Here is an 18,549-nt window from a genome sequence, read left to right on the forward strand (position 1 = left end):
AAATCACTTGTCAGCGATAGCCAATTGCACGATATGGCTGTCGACGAATTGTTCGAAATGGGTGACTTTTCCGTCGGCCAGAGTCCACAAGTGCGCGACCCGGGCATTCATCGCACGGCCGGTGGCTTTATAGACGCCGCTGTAATTGCCGTAGGCAAATACCTTATCGCCCTGAGCGACGTAGTTTTCGACCTTGAACTGAAAATCTTCCCACTCGGTGGCCAGGCGCTTGAAGACGTTTTCGACGATAGCGTCAAAACCGACGTAGGTCCCGGCATACGGAAAACCTGCGGCTTCGGTCCAGCGGGCGTCATCGGCCAGCGCCGCGGCGGTGTTGCGCGCATTCTCCTGGGAGTTGACGCCTTCGTAGGTGCTTTTGATCAGGCTCAGGTTATCCATGGTGACTCCAGGTGAGTTCAATGGGCGCAGCCGTCGAGGCCACAGGTTTGAAACGCGGATGAAGACTCTGTTGCCGCAAGCGACTGGCTCAACCATTGGGCGAAGGCTTGCGGCTTGCCGAGCCAGGGGCCGATATCGACCAGGGTGAACTGGCCATCCTGTTCCAGCGCGAAGGTCGGGAAGCCCTGACCGCCGACACGGGCCAAGAGTGCGCGGCTGTCCTTGATATGACGATCGGTATCGGCTGCACTAAATGCCTGCTGGAAAGCCTCGGGTTCAAGACCTGTCTGTGCGGCGAGTTCAAGCAAAACAGCCTCGTCAGCGATGCGTCGACCTTCCACGTAATGAGCAGTCTGCAAACGTCCCAGCAACTCCAGTCCGCGCCCGGCGATCTGCTCGGCTGCCAGCACGGCGGCAATCGGCGGCGTGGAATCGAATACCGCCGTCCCATCACGCAACAACCCCTCAAAATACGCCTCGCCAAACGGCTGGCCGGTGTACTCGGCGATGCGCCGGTCGTGGGGCATGACGTAATTGCGTAGTTGTGGCGAAACGGTTTGGCGATTGGCACCGCTCATCATGCCGCCACCGTGGCCGATCACCGGCAACACGGTTTGGGCAGCTTGCACCAAGGGTTTGGCGCCGTAGCACCAACCGCACAATGGGTCGTAAATGTAGTGAAGGATCATGGGAAGACTCCGGCAACAAAGTAGGAAAACTCAATGCCGGCAGATTAATCCCCAGACAGTTTCGGAAAAACGCCGGAATCGATTTCAGTCTATTTCAGGAATCGGTCGAATGACCGGCATCTACGGCTATAAAGGCAAGATCAAAAGATCGCAGCCTTCGGCAGCTCCTACACCGATCCTGGCGTTATAACAGGCGCCAACTTTTCCGACGGGCATAAAAAAGCGCCACCTTCCCGGCAGCGCTTTTATCAATCCGTTGTTTTTCTTCTTATCCTTCCATCACATCCCACAATGCTTCCAGTTCCGCCTCGCTGAATAAACCAGCGGGATAGCGCTCGATCATCATCCGGCGCGGATCAGGTTCCCTGATCTGACGCGTTCCATTGGACTTCAACCACTGTGCCAGGACCTGGAGCGATTCGCTGTTAACTGCCAGGGGATGCAGTGCCCGCTCGCCCACTACGTTCATTTCGGCGTTCATCTCAGCGCTCTCTCCTGGTTTGTGAGCGGCTAACTTATCCAAGGTTTATGACAGAACATCGAAGTTCTCTCCCTCCCCGTGTTGCGCCATCGAAGATACAAGAGCTATGCCAATGTTTTCGAAGTGTCGATAAGTGGATACAAAAAAGCCCGCAGTCCTGATGGGCTGCGGGCTTTCTGCGAGATAAGGAGGCCAAAATCGTTGCTCAATCGATTTTTCAATCAACTCAAGCTGTTACGTCCTCACTCACTCCTTGTGCGGAGCGGGCTGTTGTTGGGTAAGGCAATGGATGTTACCGCCCCCAAGTAACAGTTCGCGACCCGGCACCATGACCACTTCGTGCTGCGGGAACACGCTCTGCAAAATCTCTTTGGCCGGCCCATCCAGTGGGTCGTCGAAGCTTGGCGCGATGATGCCGCCGTTGACGATCAGGAAGTTCACATAAGAGCCGGCCAGGCGCACGGTCGGATTGCGCTCCTGAGTGCCGTCCACCGGGTCCACACCTGCGCACTCTTCTTCGGTCGCATACAGCGGCCCCGGAATCGGCATTTTGTGCACCGTGAATGGGCGACCCTTGGCATCGGTGCTGTTTTGCAGCACGTTCATGGCCGCCTGGCAGCGCGGAAAGTTCGGGTCCTGCGGGTCGTCGGTCCAGGCCAGCAACACTTCGCCTGGACGCACGTAGCAGCAGAAGTTATCCACATGGCCGTCGGTTTCGTCGTTGAACAAGCCGTCCGGCAGCCAGATGATCTTATCCACAGCCAGGTTTGCGCTGAGCACCGCTTCGATTTGCTCACGGCTCATGTGCGGATTGCGATTGCGGTTGAGCAGGCACTCTTCGGTGGTGATCAGGGTGCCTTCGCCATCGACATGAATCGAACCGCCTTCGAGCACAAAACCCTCGGTGCGGTAGCGCGGGCTGCGCTCGATTTCGAGGATCTTGCCCGCCACCTGCGAGTCACGGTTCCACGGCGAATACAAACCACCGTCGAAACCGCCCCACGCATTGAAGTCCCAGTCCACGCCACGGACTTCGCCGCTGTCATTGATGACGAACGTCGGGCCGGTATCCCGGACCCAGGCGTCATCGCTGGACATCTCCACCACACGAATATTCGGCACGTCGAGACGGGCACGAGCATTCTCGTACTGGCCAGCGGAAACCGCCACGGTCACCGGTTCGAAACGCGCGATGGCCTTGACCACCGCCACATGCGCGGCTTGCGCCGGTTTGCCGCCCAGACGCCAGTTGTCCGGGCGCTCGGGCCAGACCATCCAGGTCTGGGTCTGTGGTGCCCATTCGGCTGGCATATAAAAGCCGTCGGCGCGAGGGGTGCTGTTCAAAGTGGTCATGGTTCAGGACTCCAGGGAACCGTCGAGGGTTTTGATCGCGCCGTACAGGTTCGGGCGACGGTCACGGAACGAGCCCCATGCGCTGCGAATGTGCTCCAGCTCATCGAGGTCGAAACTGTGAACCAGAATGCCTTCTTCTGTTTCGTTCAGCTCTTGGACTTTCTCGCCAAACTGGTTGGCAATGAACGACGAGCCGTAGAAGGTAATGTCGTAGCTGTCCTGCTCTTCGTTGCCGATGCGGTTGCTGGCGATCAGCGGCATCAGGTTGGCGCCGGCATGGCCTTGTTGCACGCGCTGCCAGTGGTCGCGGGACGAAATGGTCTTGTCGTGTGGCTCGCTGCCGATGGCGGTCGGGTAGAACAGGATTTCCGCGCCTTGCAGCGCCATGCTGCGGGCACACTCCGGGAACCACTGATCCCAGCAAATGCCCACGCCGATTTTCGCGTAACGGGTGTTCCAGACTTTGAAACCTGTATCGCCTGGGTTGAAGTAGTACTTTTCGTGATAGCCAGGGCCATCCGGGATGTGGCTTTTACGATAAATCCCGAGGTTGCTGCCGTCGGCATCGATGATCGCGATGCTGTTGAAACGCGCGCGACCGGCCAATTCGTAGAAGCTGATCGGCAGCACCACTTGCAGTTCCTTGGCGACTTTCTGGAAGTGCTTGATGGCAACGTTGTCTTCTACCGTCGTGGCCAGTTGCAGGTAGTCCGGGTTCGGCTTCTGGCAGAAGTACGGAGCCTCGAACAGTTCCTGGATCAGGATGATTTGCGCACCTTTGGCCGCTGCCTCACGGACCAGCTTCTCAGCGGTCTCGATGTTGGCTTCAAGGTCCCAGGAACAGGCCATCTGGGTGGCGGCGACGGTAACGATACGACTCATGAATCATCTCCTGGGCAAGTGCTTGAGGGTCAGTTTGGCATCGACCGATGACAGAAACGGGAATCACCGGGCGTGGTTCGTCCACACCGTGGGCAGTGGCGACTTTATAGCCGATAAAAATCGGCTTTAAAAGCAATAAATACTCACCACGTTGAAATATTCTCAAAAATTCCCGATAACAATCGATATTCTCAACCTCTACGAGCTGCCTACAATCCTTCGCCCAGCACCTTCGACAGCATGTCCACAAAGAAGTCCACGCTCTGCCGCGACGTGACCATCGGTGGTTTGATCTTGAGGATGTTCAAGTAATCACCCGTCGGCTGCATGAAAATCCCCAACTCACGAAGGCGATCGCACAATGCCGTGGTTTCTTCGGTCGCCGGTTCAAGGGTTTCGCGATTGCGGACCAACTCCACCCCCAGATAGAAACCGGAACCATGCACCGCCCCCACCAACGGATGCCGGTCGATCAAGGCTTCAAGACGTTCCTTGAAGTACCCGCCCACGACCTGGGCATTTTCCCAGAGTTTTTCTTCTTCCATCACATCCAGCACCGCCATGCCGATCCGGCAACTGACCGGGCTGCCGCCAGCGGACGAGAAGAAATAACCCTCGGCCTCTAGCGCTTCGGCAATCTCCCGACGGGTAATGACGGCGCCCAACGGCTGGCCGTTACCCATGCCTTTGGCCATGGTGATGATGTCCGGCACCACGCCCTGCTCTTCGAAGCCCCAGAAGAATTTGCCCATGCGGCCGTAACCGACCTGCACCTCATCGGCGATGCACACCCCGCCCTGCGCCCGCACTAATGCATAGACTTGCTTCAAATAGCCCGGCGGCAGCGAGATGCCGCCGGCATTGCCGTACACCGGCTCGCAGATGAAACCGGCCAACTGGCGTTTCTGCCCGGCGATTTTCGCCAGGTTGCGTTCGACGCTGCGCACATAGTCCGGCGCGCTGTCCGGGCCACGGAATTCGCCGCGATAGGTATTCGGCGCGGTCACCGGATGCACCCAATCGGGACGGCTGCTCAAGGCCTTGGGGTTGTCGGCAATCGAGGTCGAGACCGCATCCGCCGCCACTGACCAGCCGTGATACGCCTCCAGCACACTGAGCATGTCGCGACCGCCGCTGTAGGCCCAGGCCAGGCGAATCGCCAGGTCATTGGCCTCGGTGCCGCTGTTGACCAGGAATACCCGGTCCATGTTGTCCGGTGCCAGCTTCAGCAAGCGCTCGGAAAACTCGGCAATCGCTGCGTAGTGAAAACGCGAGTTGGTGTTGAGCAACGACCACTGACGGCCGGCGACAGCGGCCATGCGCGGATGACCGTGCCCCAACACCGCAACGTTATTGAGCATGTCGAGGTAGGAGCGGCCCTGCATGTCGATCAGGTGATTGCGCCAGCCCCGCTCGATGCGCGGCGGGTCGACGTAATAATGCTTCTGGGATCGGGCAAAACTGGCATCGCGGCGTGCCAGCAACGTCTGCGGGTCGAGTTCTTCTTCGGCATCGCAGGCCAGCCCCAGCAACGCCGCCGGCGACGGGCACAACGCCTGCCAGGCTGCGGCGCGCGAAGGTGTGCAAAACAACGGTGCGTCGAGCTGAGCGCCTCGACACAATTGCACGATCAACGGCCCGCTGACCGAACCCAGCACCTGACCTTTGACCAAGGCTGCGCCCGCGTGCAACGACGGCGTCACACCCCACAGCCGTAAACTCAGGTGCGGACCATCCAGTTGCAGCTCACCCACTGCCGGCTGGTGAAGCGTTCCGGCAAACGGCGATTCGACCGCCGTGCCATGGGGCACTCGCAGCTCTACATGCAGTGGGCAAGTGGCCGGTTCAGTGGCGCTGTCCGGTCGGGTGCGAGACAGACGATATTGCCCATAACGACTGGCCGCCAGACCGTGGGCCGCGGCGGCCTCGGTCAGCAGGCGCTGGTCGATCCCCTCCTGTTCCCAGTTACCCGCTTCGAAGTGCGGGCTGAGCACGCCCAGATCGATCAAGGCAAACTCACGCCCCACCAGACTCGGCAACAAAGGCGCAAAGCCTTCGCTGCCGATGCTCGGCAGGCCTTGACCAACCGCGGCAAGAATCGCCGCCTCCATCAACGCCAGCGGCACCGATGTGGCCACGCGGAAAATTTCCCACTCATGGGTCAGGTTGTCGCGACTGTACTCATTGCCCGGATCAATGCTGACCTGCTGTTCGCCACTCAGCACCAACACCGCCGAGCGCGCAACGATCAGCGGCCAGAGCGCCAGCAGTTCTTCATGTTGCAGCGGATTGATCGCGTGATAGGCCCGAACCGCCGGCAAAATGTAGAACGGATCGCCATCGGCATGGTGCAGCAGCGCGGCACAGGTCACCGACAGATCGGTGATCCGCCAGGTTCGGACCAGGTCGCCGAAATCGATGACACCCTGCAACTGCCATTGGCGCTGCGCATCTCGCTGCCAAACCACGTTGTCGTCGGTGATGTCCATGTGAATCGCCTGCACCGGCAACTTATCCACCAAGGGCTGCAAATGGCGCTCGGCCTGCTCGGCCGCTTCAGCAATCAGCTTGCGTTGCTGATCATCCTTGATCACCGGCAGCAAATGCGCGATCAACGCGTTGGCGTGGCGGGCGTCCCATTGAAGGGTGCGTTCAAGACCAGGATGGCCGAAACCGGCCAGCGCCAGGTCCATCTCGCCGCAGAGCCGACCGAAACCGGCGACCACGGCCTGGCTCAGATGATCGAGGTGCGTCAGGGACTGGCCGTCGATGTAATCGAGCAGACGTACATGCACCGCTTGACCGCCGACCTCCAGGGAGAGCAGGTCTGCACCATTTTTCGCCGGGATTACTCGCGGCACCTGCACGCCGGGATGTTCGGCCAGGTGCTTGAGCCCTGCGTGCTGGGCTTGCAGCTCCAGCACCGAGTAATCGCCACGACAGATTTTCAGGACGAAACGCCCCTGCTCGCTTTCGACGCGGTAGTTGAGATCCTGCTGGCTTCCAAGAGCCTGCAACCGTCCGCTCAGCCCGTAATGTTCTTCCAGCAACTCAAGCGCTTGCGCCGCGGACACTTGCGGGCTGGGCAGACTGGCGCGGTGAATCAACGTGGCGAGCGACATACAACAACCCCTGAAATTTTATTAGGCGCTTATATCGCCACTGCCGGGGGCGATACGCAACCCCTCTTCCCTGGTTGGCCCGAATCAAATGCGTGAGCAACTCTCTTCACCGCCCCACTCGCGCCTGCCGGCACTTTGCGTAAGAATGTCGGCCATCAACGCCTATTGCTGGAGAAACACCATGAATATAGTCACCACCGACCTGCCCGGTGTTCTGATCATCGAGCCCAAGGTATTTGGTGATGAGCGCGGCTTCTTCTATGAAAGCTTCAACGCCAAGGCTTTCGAAGAAGCAACCGGCCTGAACACCCGATTCGTGCAGGACAACCATTCCCGCTCGCAAAAAGGCGTTCTGCGCGGCTTGCACTACCAGCTGCAAAACACTCAGGGCAAACTGGTCCGCGTTACCGCCGGTGAAGTGCTGGACGTGGCCGTGGACATTCGCCGCAGCTCGCCGCATTTCGGCAAATGGGTCGCGGTGCGCCTGTCCGCCGACAACCATCGCCAGCTCTGGGTACCGGAAGGTTTTGCCCATGGTTTCGTGGTACTGAGCGATTTCGCCGAGTTCCTCTACAAAACCACCGACTATTACACCCCATCAGCCGAGCGCAGCATTCGCTGGGACGACCCGGATCTGGGCATCGACTGGCAGCTGGACGAAGCACCGCAGCTGTCGGCCAAGGATCAGGCCGCCGCGTTCTTCAAGGACGCTGAAGTCTTTTCCTGAATGGCTGTCTGAATCTTCACCGTCAGGGCGCACTTGATCCCAAGTGCGCAGACTGCGCCCGCAAGCCTAGGCATAATGCGTCTGTACCCACAGGCGCTTGATGCTCATGACACCGACCCTCCCCCGCAGACCCCGCTGGCGCAGCCTGGCACTGCTTGCCTTGTGCCTGGCACCCTTGCTGTGGCCGCTGGAGCATCTGGCCGAGCGTTATTACCGCAGTGAGCTGGCCGGGCAGAACCGTCAGACCCTCGACCTCTACGTCGCCAACCTGCTGGGTACCCTGCACCGCTATGAAGTGCTGCCGCAGATTCTCGGCGAACTGCCCGCCCTGCGTGCGACGTTGGGCGCACCCGACGAGGGCGTGATTCAAGGTAATGCCAATCGTCTGTTGAAACACATCAGTGCCCAGACCGGCGCCGAAGTCATGTACCTGATGGACACCACCGGCAAGACGCTGGCAGCCTCCAACTGGGACAAACACGACAGCTTCGTCGGCCGCAATTTTTCTTTCCGTCCTTATTTCAGTGAAGCCATGGCCGGGCGCCTGGGGCGCTTCTTCGGCCTGGGCACCACCTCGGCCAAGCGCGGTTACTTCTTCGCCGCGGCGGTACATGATCGTGAAAAAATCATCGGCGTGTTGGTGGTCAAGGTCGACCTCGATCACACCGAAAGCCTCTGGGGCAAAACCCCGGAACAACTGCTGGTCACCGACCACAACGGTGTGGTCATCCTCACGTCGCGGCCAGAATGGCGTTTCCGCTCGACCCGTCCATTGAGTGATGAAGAGAACAAGGCCGTCGCCGCGATTCAACCCTATCCAACCCGCGATCCAAAGCCGTTGAGTCTTGACCCCAATGCCTGGTTGACCCAAACCCGGCAGATCGAAGAAACCGGCTGGAGCGTCAGTATCCTTGCACCGCGTACCCTGATCGACCGCCCGGTGCGCACAGTCGTGGCCATCGGCGGCGCAACGCTGCTGGTATTAATGCTGCTACTCGGCCTGATGATGCAACGCCGACGCCATTACCTGGACCGGATTGCCTTCGAAGCCAAGGCCCGCCATGAACTGGAAGGCCGGGTCGCCGAACGGACCAGCGACCTCGAGGGCCTCAACCGTCGACTGAAACAGGAAGTGCTGGAGCGCGAGCACGCCCAGCAAGAACTGGTACGCGCTCAGGATGATCTGGTACAGGCCGGCAAGCTCTCGGCGCTGGGGACAATGTCGGCGAGTATCAGCCATGAACTCAACCAACCGCTGGCGGCAATCCGCAGCTACGCGGAAAACGCCGAAGTGCTGCTCGATCATCAGCGCACCGAGGATGCTCGCGGCAACCTCAAGCTGATCAGCGAACTGACCGGGCGCATGGCGTCGATCATCGCCCATCTGCGCGCCTTCGCCCGACGTGATCGCCACGCCCCGGAAAGCGTGGCCCTGCAACCGGCGCTGGACGACGCCCTGGCGTTACTGGCCAAGCGTCGGCGCAGCATGGAAGTCGAGCTGATCCGCGACCTGCCGGCCGCCACCCTGTGGGTCGAGGCCGGAGAAACCCGTCTGCGCCAGGTACTCGGCAATCTGCTGGCCAATGCGCTCGATGCGCTGACGGAAAAAGGCCCGCCGCGTAAACTCTGGTTGAGTGCCCAATCCACCACCGACGGCGTCAATCTGTACATTCGCGACAACGGCCCCGGGTTCTGCCTGGAAGCGCTGGGTCGTGCCGGCGAGCCCTTCTACACCACCAAGACCCGCACTCAGGGACTTGGGCTGGGGCTGGCGATCTGCGACACCCTGATGCGCGCCTTCGGTGGTGAACTGTCGTTCTCCAACCATAAGGAAGGCGGCGCCCTGATTACCCTGAAGCTGCGTGCAGGCGCACCGGGTGTGAGCCTGCAACCGTCCGAGGACCGAAGTGCATGACCATCGACAACCGCATCCAGGTCGTGTTGATCGACGACGATCCCCACCTGCGCCAGGCCCTGAGCCAGACCCTGGACCTGGCCGGCCTGAAGATCCTGCCGCTCGCTGAAGCCAAGGGTCTGGCCGGGCAACTGGAGCGTGACTGGCCAGGCGTGGTGGTCAGTGACATCCGCATGCCGGGCATGGACGGCCTCGAACTGCTGACCGAACTCCACGCCCAGGATCCGGAACTGCCCGTGCTGCTGATTACCGGCCACGGCGATGTCCCCCTGGCGGTGCAAGCCATGCGCGCCGGGGCTTATGACTTTCTGGAAAAACCGTTCGCCAGCGACGCCCTGCTCGACAGCGTACGTCGCGCCCTGGCCCTGCGCCGTCTGGTGCTGGACAACCGCAGCCTGCGGCTGGCCCTGAGCGATCGCAACGAACTGAGCGCCCGACTGGTCGGGCAATCGACGCCAATGCTGCGCCTGCGCGAGCAGATCGGGGCACTGGCAGCGACCAAGGCTGACGTGCTGATCCTCGGTGAAACCGGTGCGGGCAAAGAAGTGGTGGCCCGCGCGCTGCACGACTTGTCGAGTCGGCGTAACGGCCCGTTCGTGGCAATCAACGCCGGGGCTTTGGCCGAGTCGGTGGTGGAAAGCGAGCTGTTCGGTCACGAACCCGGCGCGTTTACCGGCGCGCAGAAGCGCCGCATCGGCAAGTTCGAATTCGCCAACGGTGGCACGTTGTTCCTCGATGAAATCGAAAGCATGAGCCTGGACGTGCAGGTGAAATTGCTGCGCTTGCTGCAAGAGCGGGTCGTCGAACGCCTGGGCGGCAATCAGTTGATCCCGCTGGACATCCGCATCATCGCCGCGACCAAGGAAGACCTGCGGCAATCCGCCGATCAGGGGCGCTTCCGTGCCGACTTGTATTACCGCCTGAACGTTGCGCCGTTGCGCATTCCGCCCCTGCGCGAACGGGGCGAAGACGCGCTGGTGCTGTTCCAGCATTTCGCCGACGAAGCCAGCGCCCGCCACGGCTTGCCGCCCCACGAACTGCAACCGGGGCAACGGGCGCTGCTGCTGCGTCACAGCTGGCCAGGTAACGTGCGGGAACTGCAGAATGCCGCCGAGCGCTTTGCCCTGGGCCTGGAACTGGCACTGGACAACAGTGCGCCGGATGGCGGTGTCGGCACCACGGTTGAAGTGGTCAGCGGCGGCTTGAGCGAGCAAGTCGAGAACTTCGAGAAGAGCCTGATTGCCGCCGAACTGGCGCGCTCGCACAGCTCCGTGCGCAGCCTCGCCGAAGCGCTCGGCATTCCGCGCAAAACCCTGCACGACAAGCTGCGCAAGCATGGCCTGAACTTCGCCGATGGCGGCACCAGCAGCCATACCGACGACCTCGACTGAGCTACCGTAAAATCATCCTCATCAAACAAAAGGCCCGCGAATGAACCGCGACAGTCGTCACCTGGAATCGATCCTCTATCGCGACATCCCCCTCACGCGGGACATGGGCCTCAAAGTGCTCGACTGGCATGACCAACAACTGCGCCTGCATCTGCCGCTGGAGCCCAACGTCAATCACAAGAGCACCATGTTCGGTGGCAGCCTGTATTGTGGCGCGGTGCTGGCCGGCTGGGGCTGGCTGCATTTGCGTTTGCGTGAAGAAGGCATCGAAGACGGGCACATCGTGATTCAGGAAGGGCAGATCAACTACCCGCTGCCGGTCACCATGGACGCGACAGCGATTTGCCAGGCGCCCAATGCAGCAGTGTGGAGGAAGTTCCTGGCGATGTATCGACGCTATGGGCGAGCGCGGTTGACGCTGCATTCGCGGATCGTGAATGCCGGGAGTGAAGAGGATGCGGTGAGGTTTACCGGGCAGTACGTCCTTCACCGATAAAGCAAAAGATCGCAGCCTCGTTTCACTCGACAGCTCCTACAGAGAAGCGCGCCCCCTGTAGGAGCAGTCGAGTGAAACGAGGCTGCGATCATTCAGCAACGATTCCCGCGCCGGATAACAGAACGGCGCGCCGCTCAAATCCAGCACCTCACCGCCGGCGCCTTCCAGCACACCTTGAGCCGCGGCCGTGTCCCACTGCGAAGTCGGCGCCAATCGCGGATAACAATCCGCCGTCCCTTCCGCCAGCAGGCAAAACTTCAGTGAGCTGCCGATATTCGCCAGTTGCAGCTCGCCCAGACTGTCAGTCAACCCCGCCAGTAAGCGCTCCTGCTCAGGGCTTGAATGCCGACGACTGGCGACCACCGTGAAGGCTTCCCCCGCAGCCGGCACCTCGCGAACCTGAATTGGCAACGGCTCGGCGCCTTTATCGCCACGCCAGGCTCCCAACCCGGCACCGCCAACATAAAAACGCCCGCTGGTCGGCATCGATACCACGCCGAACACCACACGCCCTTGCTCGATCAGCGCAATGTTCACGGTGAACTCTTCGCTGCCGGAGATGAACTCCTTGGTCCCGTCCAACGGATCGACCAGCCACCAGCGTTGCCAGCCAGCGCGCACACTCTGGGGGATACCGGCGTCCTCTTCGGACAGTACCGGAATAGTCGGATCGAGCGCCGTCAGCCCGGCCAGGATCACATGATGAGCAGCCATGTCGGCAGCGGTAACTGGAGAATCATCGGACTTTGCAGTCACGGCAACGTTGACGCGCCAGAACGGCAGGATCGCCTCGCCAGCCTTCAATGCCAGCGCGACCACCGGCGCCATCAACGGATGGGGAAAACTCATGAACGTCTCACTCATAATTGAAAAATACCGCGCTGGATCAACAAGTCCCGGGCCAGATACAGCGCCGCCAAGGCACGGCCCTCGGTGAATCGCGGGTTCTGCGCCAACGCCGACAATTCCCGCAAGTTGATCTTGTCCATCCCCATCGGCTCGGGCTCGTCACCCTCCAGGCGTTCTTCGTACAAATCGGTGGCCAGCACCACCTGGATCTTCTGGCTCATGTAGCCGGGCGACAACGACAACTCGGTCAAGTGCTCCAGTTGCCGCGCGCCATACCCGGCCTCTTCCTTGAGCTCCCGCTCGGCCGCCGCCAGCACGTCTTCGCCCGGCTCGATCAAGCCTTTGGGCAGGGACAATTCGTAGGCATCGGTGCCACCGCAGTATTCCTCCACCAATACTGCGTGGTCCGCGTCGAGCATCGCCACGATCATCACCGCACCATAACCAGCGCCTTTGCCGACCAATCGCTCGTAAGTACGTTCCACGCCATTGGAAAAGCGCAATTTCAGCTCTTCGACACAGAATAATCGGCTGGTAGCGACGATCTCGCGGGCGAGTATGGTGGGTTTCTGGCGCATAGACGGCTCCTTGGCGTGAACGCGTTACTATACCCGGCCTATCCTGATTGTTTACCTCGGATATCTTTTTTACCGCTGGAGAAGTTTTTTATGTCCCTGCTGCCCTGGCGCGACATCGATACCGTTCTGCTGGATATGGACGGCACGCTGCTGGACCTGCACTACGACAACCATTTCTGGCTGGAACACCTGCCAAAACGTTATGCCGAGTTGCACGGGGTGAGCCTGGCCATGGCGGAGCTGGAATTGCAGCCACTGTTCGAGCGCCATGCCGGTCAGTTGCAGTGGTATTGCCTGGACTTCTGGAGCGCCGAACTGAAGTTGTCGGTGCGCGAACTGAAACTGGAAACCGCGCACCTGATCGCCCTGCGTCCGGATGCAGACACTTTTCTGGCAGCGATAAAACAGGCCGGCAAGCGCGTGGTACTGATCACCAACGCCCACCGCGACTCGTTGTCATTGAAACTGGAAAGAATTGAACTGGCGCCTTATTTCGAGCGTTTGATCAGCTCTCACGATTACGGTTTCGCCAAAGAAGACCCGCAGTTCTGGGATGCCTTGCAGGCCGATATCGGCTTCGACCCGGCACGCTGTCTGTTCATCGACGACACCCTGCCGATCCTGCGCAGCGCACGCAATTTCGGGGTGGCGCACCTGCTGGCCGTGAGCGAGCCGGACAGCCGCAAAGGGCCGAAGGACACGGCAGAGTTTGCAGCGGTGGGGAATTATCGCGAGCTCATCGCAGGGCTCTAGACCGAGTCGCCTGCATTAGCGGGCAAGCCTCGCTCCTACGGATATATGTCGTTCGCGAAATAGGCGCACGACACCGACCTGTAGGAGCGAGGCTTGCCCGCGAAAGCGATCTCAAGCCTTATTCAGGAATCCGCAACACCTGCCCCGGATAGATCTTGTCCGGGTGCGAAAGCATTGGCTTGTTGGCCTCGAAGATTTTGTTGTACTTGTTCGCGTCGCCATATTCCGCCTTGGAAATCGCGCTTAGGGTGTCGCCTTTTTTCACCGTAACGAAACGGGCAGCCTTTGCTACCGGTCCGGTCACCGTGATCTGGTCATCGACACTACCGACACCGGCAATATTGCCCACGGCCAGCAGAATCTTTTCCTTCTCTTCCTGGCTCGCCACGTCACCGGTGACGATGACTTTGTCGCCCTCGATGGTCGCCTGAACATTTGGATTACCCAGGCCGACCTTGCTGATGTGTTCCTTCAACTGCTCGCTGGCGTTGGCATTGCCGGGGGTCAGCAGATCGATAAGTTTTTCACCTGCTTCTTTCACAAAGCTAAAAATACTCATGGTGCACTCTCCTTGGGATTCAGGTTCCAGATGCCCAAGACTAGACCAGCCATTTGAAGACCGGCTCCCAGCCGACCAATGACCCCAACCCCGCGCAGGCGGTAGAATCGCAAACCTTGCCAGCGCCCTGGAGCGAAGATGGACATCAAGCAGCTGAAATTCCTCATCGCTCTCGACGAAACCCGACACTTCGGCCAGGCCGCCGCGCGCTGTCACATCACCCAGCCGACCTTGTCCATGCGCCTGCGCAGCCTCGAGGAAGAACTCGAACTGCCGCTGGTCAATCGCGGCCAGCGCTTCGAAGGTTTCACCGCGCCGGGCGAACGCGTACTGGCATGGGCGCGTACAGTGCTGGCGGCCTATGACGGTTTGCAGGCCGAAGCGGCGGCCTGTCGCGGCAACCTCGTGGGTACGTTGCGTCTGGGGGTGGTGCCGCTGTCGAGTTTCGACCCGGTGCCGCTGATGCAACGCCTGCACGCCGACCACCCGAACCTGCGCTTCGAACTCTCGGCCCTGAGCTCCGAACAGATCCTTGAACAACTGGCGAATAACCGTCTCGACCTCGGCGTATCGTACCTGGAGCATCTGGACGGCGAGCGCTTCGACTCCCTGGCCTTCAGCGAAACCCGCATGGGCCTGCTCTACGATCAACGCTTCTTCAGTTTCGGCGAGGCGCCGCTGAGCTGGGAGTCGCTGATCGAACTGCCCATGGGCATGCTCACCAGCGGCATGCATTTTCGCCAGTCCATCGACCATAATTTCCACAGCCGTGGCCTGACTCCACAGCCGTTGCTGCAAACCGATGCAGTCCACCAATTGTTACAAGCGGTACACGGTGGCCTGTGCTGCGCGGTGATGCCGCTGAACAGCGGCCTCGAAAACCTCACCGATCACTTGCGCCTGCAACCCATCGAAAGCGCCCAGACCCTCGCCCGGCTGGGGCTGATCATGCGTCGCAGCGCTCCGCGTTCGGCCTTGGCAGAAGCCTGTTTTGCGATCTATCAGAAATCACTGACAGACGATTGATCGACGCCATCTATCGGTAGATCAGTAATAGCGATTAGACGCGACATGTTGACGCGCCTAGGCTTAAAGCTGACCAAACCGTCGGTGATGCCTAATGAACGCCAAGCGCCCCGGCTGCGCGGCGCCCGCTCTCGAAACGCCCGCGCCCGCCGCAAGCCAGACATACAGTTACTGCAACCTTGAAGACTCCGAATCATCCAGCACCGCGCTGGCTGAGGAAGTCGCGTTGGCGATCGCCTACAACGGCATCAGCCAGGCCGTCATGCTGGTGACGCCGACAGACCTTGAAGACTTCATCGTCGGCTTCAGCCTCGGCAGCGGCATCATCGAAGACGCTTCAGACATCTATGACCTGCAACTCAGCGGCTCGGGGTCGGCGCAATACGCACAGGTGACCATCGCCAACCGCGCCTTCTGGAACCTCAAGCAGCAGCGCCGCCAACTGGCCGGCACCAGCGGTTGCGGGCTCTGTGGCGTTGAAGCGGTGGAGCAAGCGCTGCCCGATCTCAAGGTGCTGCCCGGCGCCCCGCTGCCCCCGGCCGAATGGCTGGACGGCCTGCGCCATCGCATCGGTGAATTCCAGCCTTTGGGCCAGCATTGCGGCGCGGTGCATGCGGCGGTGTTCATGAATGGCAAAGGCGAATTGCTGCTGGGCCGTGAAGACATCGGCCGACACAACGCCCTCGACAAGCTGATTGGCGGGTTGATCCGCCAAAAAATCCCGACCACCGATGGCCTGGCGATTGTCACCAGCCGTTGCAGCCTCGAATTGATCCAGAAAGTTTTACGCGCCGGCATCCAGACCCTGGTCAGCCTGTCGTCGCCCACGAGCCTGGCTGTGCAATGGGCCCGTCGACACAACCTCAATCTCATCCACCTGCCGCAGAAAAGTGCGCCGCGGGTCTACAGCCCTGCGACGGAGAAACAAGCGTGAGCCAACACCAACAAGCCGACCAGAAACCCGTTCCACGTTACAAGCCCTATAAGGGCGCGGCCGGTGGCTGGGGCGCGCTGGCCAGCGTTGCCCGGGCCTGGTTGACCAGCGACAACGCGTTGAAAAATCTGCGCATGATGCTCAAGACCAACAAAAACGGCGGGTTCGACTGCCCCGGTTGCGCCTGGGGCGATTCCCAGGAAGGCGGCATGGTGATGTTCTGCGAGAACGGCGCCAAAGCAGTGAACTGGGAAGCGACCAAACGGCGTGTCGACGGCGCGTTTTTCGCCAAGCACAGCGTTAGCTCGTTGCTGGAGCAAAGTGATTATTGGCTCGAGTACCAGGGCCGTCTGACCGAACCGCTGAGCTACGACGCCGAGACCGATCGCTACAAACCGATCAGCTGGGAAGCCGCCTTCGCTCTGATCGGCAAACACCTGCAAGGGCTGTCGAGTCCGAATCAGGCCGAGTTCTACACCTCGGGCCGCGCCAGCAACGAAGCAGCGTTCCTCTATCAATTGTTCGTGCGCGCCTATGGCACCAACAATTTCCCCGACTGCTCGAACATGTGCCACGAAGCCAGCGGTGTGGCATTGGCCCAGAGCGTCGGCGTTGGCAAAGGCACGGTGACCTTCGACGACTTCGAACACGCCGATGCGATTTTTGTCTGGGGCCAAAACCCTGGCACCAACCATCCGCGGATGCTCGAGCCACTGCGCGAAGCGGTGAAACGCGGTGCGCAGGTAGTGTGCATCAACCCGCTGAAAGAGCGTGGCCTGGAACGCTTCCAGCACCCGCAACACCCGATCGAAATGCTCACCAACGGCGACAAGCCGACCAACACGGCGTACTTCCGCCCGGCATTGGGCGGCGACATGGCGATCATGCGCGGCATGGCCAAGTTCCTGCTGCAATGGGAGCGCGATGCGCAGAAGGCGGGTGAGCCTGCGGTGTTCGACCACGACTTCCTCAATGAACACAGCGCCAACGTTCTGGAATACCTCGGCATCGTCGACGACACCCCGTGGGAGCAGATCGTCGAGCAATCCGGCCTGACCCTGGTGGAAATCGAGCAAGCGGCGCGCATGTACGCCAAAGGCAAGAACGTGATCATGTGTTGGGCGATGGGCATCACCCAGCATCGCCATTCAGTGGCGACCATCCAGGAAATCGCCAACCTGATGCTGCTGCGCGGCAACATCGGGCGGCCGGGTGCCGGTCTGTGCCCGGTGCGCGGCCACAGTAACGTGCAGGGCGACCGGACGATGGGCATCAACGAACGTCCGCCGGTGGCGTTCCTCGACTCCCTGGAGCGGCGCTTCCAATTCAAGGTGCCGCGCGAAAACGGCCACAACGTGGTCGAGGCGATTCACGCCATGGCCGAAGGCCGTTCGAAAGTCTTCATCGGCCTGGGCGGCAACTTCGCCCAAGCCACCCCGGACAGCTCACGGACCTTCGAGGCCCTGAGCAACTGCGACCTGACCGTGCAGATCAGCACCAAGCTCAACCGCAGCCATTTGGTCCACGGTAAAGACGCGCTGATTCTGCCGTGCCTGGGCCGCACCGATATCGATATCCAGACCGAAGGCCCCCAAGCGGTGACCGTGGAAGACTCCTTCAGCATGGTCCACGCCTCCAACGGTCAGTTGCAGCCGTTGTCGAACCTGATGCGCTCGGAGCCTGCAATCATTGCCGGCATCGCCGCCGCGACCCTGGGCAGCAAACCGGTGGACTGGAACTGGCTGGTGGCTGATTACAGCCGTATCCGCGACCTGATCGCCGACACCATCCCGGGCTTCCGGGACTTCAACGAGAAAGTCCAGAACCCCGGCGGTTTCTACCTGGGCAGCAGTGCCGGCGCACGTCGCTGGAATACTCCATCGGGTCGGGCCAACTTCCGTGCGAACATCCTGCCCAAACACCTGGTGCACGAACGTACCCGCGCCACCGGCGTGCTGCCGGACCTGATCATGCAGTCGATGCGCTCCCACGATCAGTACAACACCACCATTTATGGTCTTGATGATCGTTATCGCGGGGTTAAAGGTCAGCGGGATGTGTTGTTCGTCAATGAAGCCGACATCATTCGCCTGGGCTTCAAACCGGGGCAGAAGGCTGACATCGTTTCGATCTGGGATGATGGCCGTGAACGGCGGGTCAAGGGTTTTACCCTGCTGGCGTTTGATATTCCTGCCGGGCAAGCGGCTGCGTACTATCCGGAAGTGAACCCGCTGGTGCCGCTGGAAAGCACCGGGGATGGCAGCCATACGCCGACATCGAAGTTTGTGGCGATCCGGCTGGAAGCGGCGAGTGAAACCGGGTTGATCATGGCCAAGTCAGCTTGACGCAGCGATGGCGGTAGCCCACTCAACAAATTCTTCCGATTCGTACTTTC

General features: G+C 60.6%; 17 protein-coding genes. 8 read left to right on the forward strand and 9 right to left on the reverse strand.

The features are described 5' to 3' along the window. Positions 1-3: 3 nt before the first annotated feature. From AC1D2Q_RS24655 to AC1D2Q_RS24680, 6 genes are all read right to left on the reverse strand, one after another. Positions 4-399 carry a nuclear transport factor 2 family protein gene (locus tag AC1D2Q_RS24655; RefSeq protein WP_477814850.1) on the reverse strand — a complete coding sequence of 132 codons (396 nt, stop codon included), beginning with the start codon at positions 397-399 and terminating at the stop codon, positions 4-6. 17 nt (positions 400-416) lie between these two features. Beyond that, the gene (locus AC1D2Q_RS24660) at positions 417-1,088 is read right to left on the reverse strand and encodes a DsbA family protein (protein ID WP_477814851.1); all 672 of its coding nucleotides are present in this window, start codon (positions 1,086-1,088) and stop codon (positions 417-419) included. A 268-nt stretch (positions 1,089-1,356) separates the two neighbouring features. Then, positions 1,357-1,569, reverse strand: coding sequence for a hypothetical protein (locus AC1D2Q_RS24665; protein WP_018929289.1), 213 nt, complete (start codon positions 1,567-1,569; stop codon positions 1,357-1,359). A gap of 246 nt (positions 1,570-1,815) precedes the next feature. Continuing rightward, positions 1,816-2,922, reverse strand: coding sequence for an agmatine deiminase (gene aguA / locus AC1D2Q_RS24670; protein ID WP_477814852.1), 1,107 nt, complete (start codon positions 2,920-2,922; stop codon positions 1,816-1,818). 3 nt (positions 2,923-2,925) lie between these two features. After that, the gene (gene aguB / locus AC1D2Q_RS24675) at positions 2,926-3,804 is read right to left on the reverse strand and encodes an N-carbamoylputrescine amidase (RefSeq protein WP_477814853.1); all 879 of its coding nucleotides are present in this window, start codon (positions 3,802-3,804) and stop codon (positions 2,926-2,928) included. 209 nt (positions 3,805-4,013) lie between these two features. Next, positions 4,014-6,926 (reverse strand): aminotransferase, encoded by a 2,913-nt coding sequence (locus tag AC1D2Q_RS24680; protein WP_477814854.1) that lies wholly within the window; start codon positions 6,924-6,926, stop codon positions 4,014-4,016. Positions 6,927-7,107: 181 nt separating this feature from the next. Between AC1D2Q_RS24680 and rfbC the strand changes: the two genes are divergently transcribed. The 4 genes from rfbC to AC1D2Q_RS24700 all read left to right on the forward strand — a co-directional run bounded on the left by rfbC (position 7,108) and on the right by AC1D2Q_RS24700 (position 11,455). Then, positions 7,108-7,653 (forward strand): dTDP-4-dehydrorhamnose 3,5-epimerase, encoded by a 546-nt coding sequence (rfbC, locus tag AC1D2Q_RS24685; RefSeq protein ID WP_477814855.1) that lies wholly within the window; start codon positions 7,108-7,110, stop codon positions 7,651-7,653. Between the two features lie 106 nt (positions 7,654-7,759). Further along, positions 7,760-9,568, forward strand: a complete 1,809-nt coding sequence (locus AC1D2Q_RS24690; protein WP_477814856.1) for a sensor histidine kinase — start codon at positions 7,760-7,762, stop codon at positions 9,566-9,568. Next, complete coding sequence (locus AC1D2Q_RS24695; protein WP_028939583.1) at positions 9,565-10,959, forward strand: sigma-54-dependent transcriptional regulator; 1,395 nt, start codon at positions 9,565-9,567, stop codon at positions 10,957-10,959. The genes AC1D2Q_RS24690 and AC1D2Q_RS24695 overlap by 4 nt, the downstream gene beginning before the upstream one ends. 40 nt (positions 10,960-10,999) lie before the next feature. After that, the gene (locus AC1D2Q_RS24700) at positions 11,000-11,455 is read left to right on the forward strand and encodes a thioesterase domain-containing protein (protein ID WP_477814857.1); all 456 of its coding nucleotides are present in this window, start codon (positions 11,000-11,002) and stop codon (positions 11,453-11,455) included. Positions 11,456-11,491: 36 nt separating this feature from the next. On the opposite strand, the gene cysQ is transcribed toward AC1D2Q_RS24700, so the two are convergent. After that, on the reverse strand, positions 11,492-12,304 hold the full coding sequence (gene cysQ / locus AC1D2Q_RS24705) for a 3'(2'),5'-bisphosphate nucleotidase CysQ (RefSeq protein WP_477814858.1): 813 nt from the start codon (positions 12,302-12,304) through the stop codon (positions 11,492-11,494). Between the two features lie 11 nt (positions 12,305-12,315). Beyond that, on the reverse strand, positions 12,316-12,882 hold the full coding sequence (nudE, locus tag AC1D2Q_RS24710) for an ADP compounds hydrolase NudE (protein WP_111453961.1): 567 nt from the start codon (positions 12,880-12,882) through the stop codon (positions 12,316-12,318). A gap of 90 nt (positions 12,883-12,972) precedes the next feature. Here nudE and yrfG point away from each other — a divergent pair, with 90 nt between their 5' ends. Then, positions 12,973-13,635: a GMP/IMP nucleotidase gene (gene yrfG / locus AC1D2Q_RS24715; protein ID WP_477814859.1), complete on the forward strand. Its 663-nt coding sequence runs from the start codon at positions 12,973-12,975 to the stop codon at positions 13,633-13,635. 118 nt (positions 13,636-13,753) lie between these two features. Here yrfG and lysM read toward each other — a convergent pair whose 3' ends face one another. Beyond that, a complete protein-coding gene (gene lysM, locus AC1D2Q_RS24720; RefSeq protein ID WP_477814860.1) occupies positions 13,754-14,194 on the reverse strand; it encodes a peptidoglycan-binding protein LysM in 441 nt (146 codons plus the stop codon). 138 nt (positions 14,195-14,332) lie between these two features. Between lysM and AC1D2Q_RS24725 the strand changes: the two genes are divergently transcribed. From AC1D2Q_RS24725 to AC1D2Q_RS24735, 3 genes are all read left to right on the forward strand, one after another. Then, positions 14,333-15,220, forward strand: coding sequence for a LysR family transcriptional regulator (locus AC1D2Q_RS24725; protein ID WP_477814861.1), 888 nt, complete (start codon positions 14,333-14,335; stop codon positions 15,218-15,220). Positions 15,221-15,314: 94 nt separating this feature from the next. Further along, positions 15,315-16,154: a formate dehydrogenase accessory sulfurtransferase FdhD gene (gene fdhD / locus AC1D2Q_RS24730; RefSeq protein WP_477814862.1), complete on the forward strand. Its 840-nt coding sequence runs from the start codon at positions 15,315-15,317 to the stop codon at positions 16,152-16,154. Continuing rightward, a complete protein-coding gene (locus AC1D2Q_RS24735) occupies positions 16,151-18,499 on the forward strand; it encodes an FdhF/YdeP family oxidoreductase (RefSeq protein ID WP_477814863.1) in 2,349 nt (782 codons plus the stop codon). The genes fdhD and AC1D2Q_RS24735 overlap by 4 nt, the downstream gene beginning before the upstream one ends. Positions 18,500-18,549: the final 50 nt, after the last annotated feature.

The sequence above is a fragment of the Pseudomonas sp. P1_A1 genome, assembly GCF_056406935.1.

Excerpts from the sequence above, each read along its gene's own strand:
- AC1D2Q_RS24655 (WP_477814850.1), bottom strand. The coding sequence starts at position 399 with ATGGATAACCTGAGCCTGATCAAAAGCACCTACGAAGGCGTCAACTCC.
- AC1D2Q_RS24660 (WP_477814851.1), bottom strand. The coding sequence starts at position 1,088 with ATGATCCTTCACTACATTTACGACCCATTGTGCGGTTGGTGCTACGGC.
- yrfG (WP_477814859.1), top strand. The coding sequence starts at position 12,973 with ATGTCCCTGCTGCCCTGGCGCGACATCGATACCGTTCTGCTGGATATG.
- lysM (WP_477814860.1), bottom strand. The coding sequence starts at position 14,194 with ATGAGTATTTTTAGCTTTGTGAAAGAAGCAGGTGAAAAACTTATCGAT.
- aguB (WP_477814853.1), bottom strand. The coding sequence starts at position 3,804 with ATGAGTCGTATCGTTACCGTCGCCGCCACCCAGATGGCCTGTTCCTGG.
- AC1D2Q_RS24695 (WP_028939583.1), top strand. The coding sequence starts at position 9,565 with ATGACCATCGACAACCGCATCCAGGTCGTGTTGATCGACGACGATCCC.
- aguA (WP_477814852.1), bottom strand. The coding sequence starts at position 2,922 with ATGACCACTTTGAACAGCACCCCTCGCGCCGACGGCTTTTATATGCCA.
- rfbC (WP_477814855.1), top strand. The coding sequence starts at position 7,108 with ATGAATATAGTCACCACCGACCTGCCCGGTGTTCTGATCATCGAGCCC.
- AC1D2Q_RS24680 (WP_477814854.1), bottom strand. The coding sequence starts at position 6,926 with ATGTCGCTCGCCACGTTGATTCACCGCGCCAGTCTGCCCAGCCCGCAA.
- nudE (WP_111453961.1), bottom strand. The coding sequence starts at position 12,882 with ATGCGCCAGAAACCCACCATACTCGCCCGCGAGATCGTCGCTACCAGC.
- AC1D2Q_RS24690 (WP_477814856.1), top strand. The coding sequence starts at position 7,760 with ATGACACCGACCCTCCCCCGCAGACCCCGCTGGCGCAGCCTGGCACTG.
- fdhD (WP_477814862.1), top strand. The coding sequence starts at position 15,315 with ATGAACGCCAAGCGCCCCGGCTGCGCGGCGCCCGCTCTCGAAACGCCC.
- AC1D2Q_RS24665 (WP_018929289.1), bottom strand. The coding sequence starts at position 1,569 with ATGAACGCCGAAATGAACGTAGTGGGCGAGCGGGCACTGCATCCCCTG.
- AC1D2Q_RS24700 (WP_477814857.1), top strand. The coding sequence starts at position 11,000 with ATGAACCGCGACAGTCGTCACCTGGAATCGATCCTCTATCGCGACATC.
- cysQ (WP_477814858.1), bottom strand. The coding sequence starts at position 12,304 with ATGAGTTTTCCCCATCCGTTGATGGCGCCGGTGGTCGCGCTGGCATTG.
- AC1D2Q_RS24725 (WP_477814861.1), top strand. The coding sequence starts at position 14,333 with ATGGACATCAAGCAGCTGAAATTCCTCATCGCTCTCGACGAAACCCGA.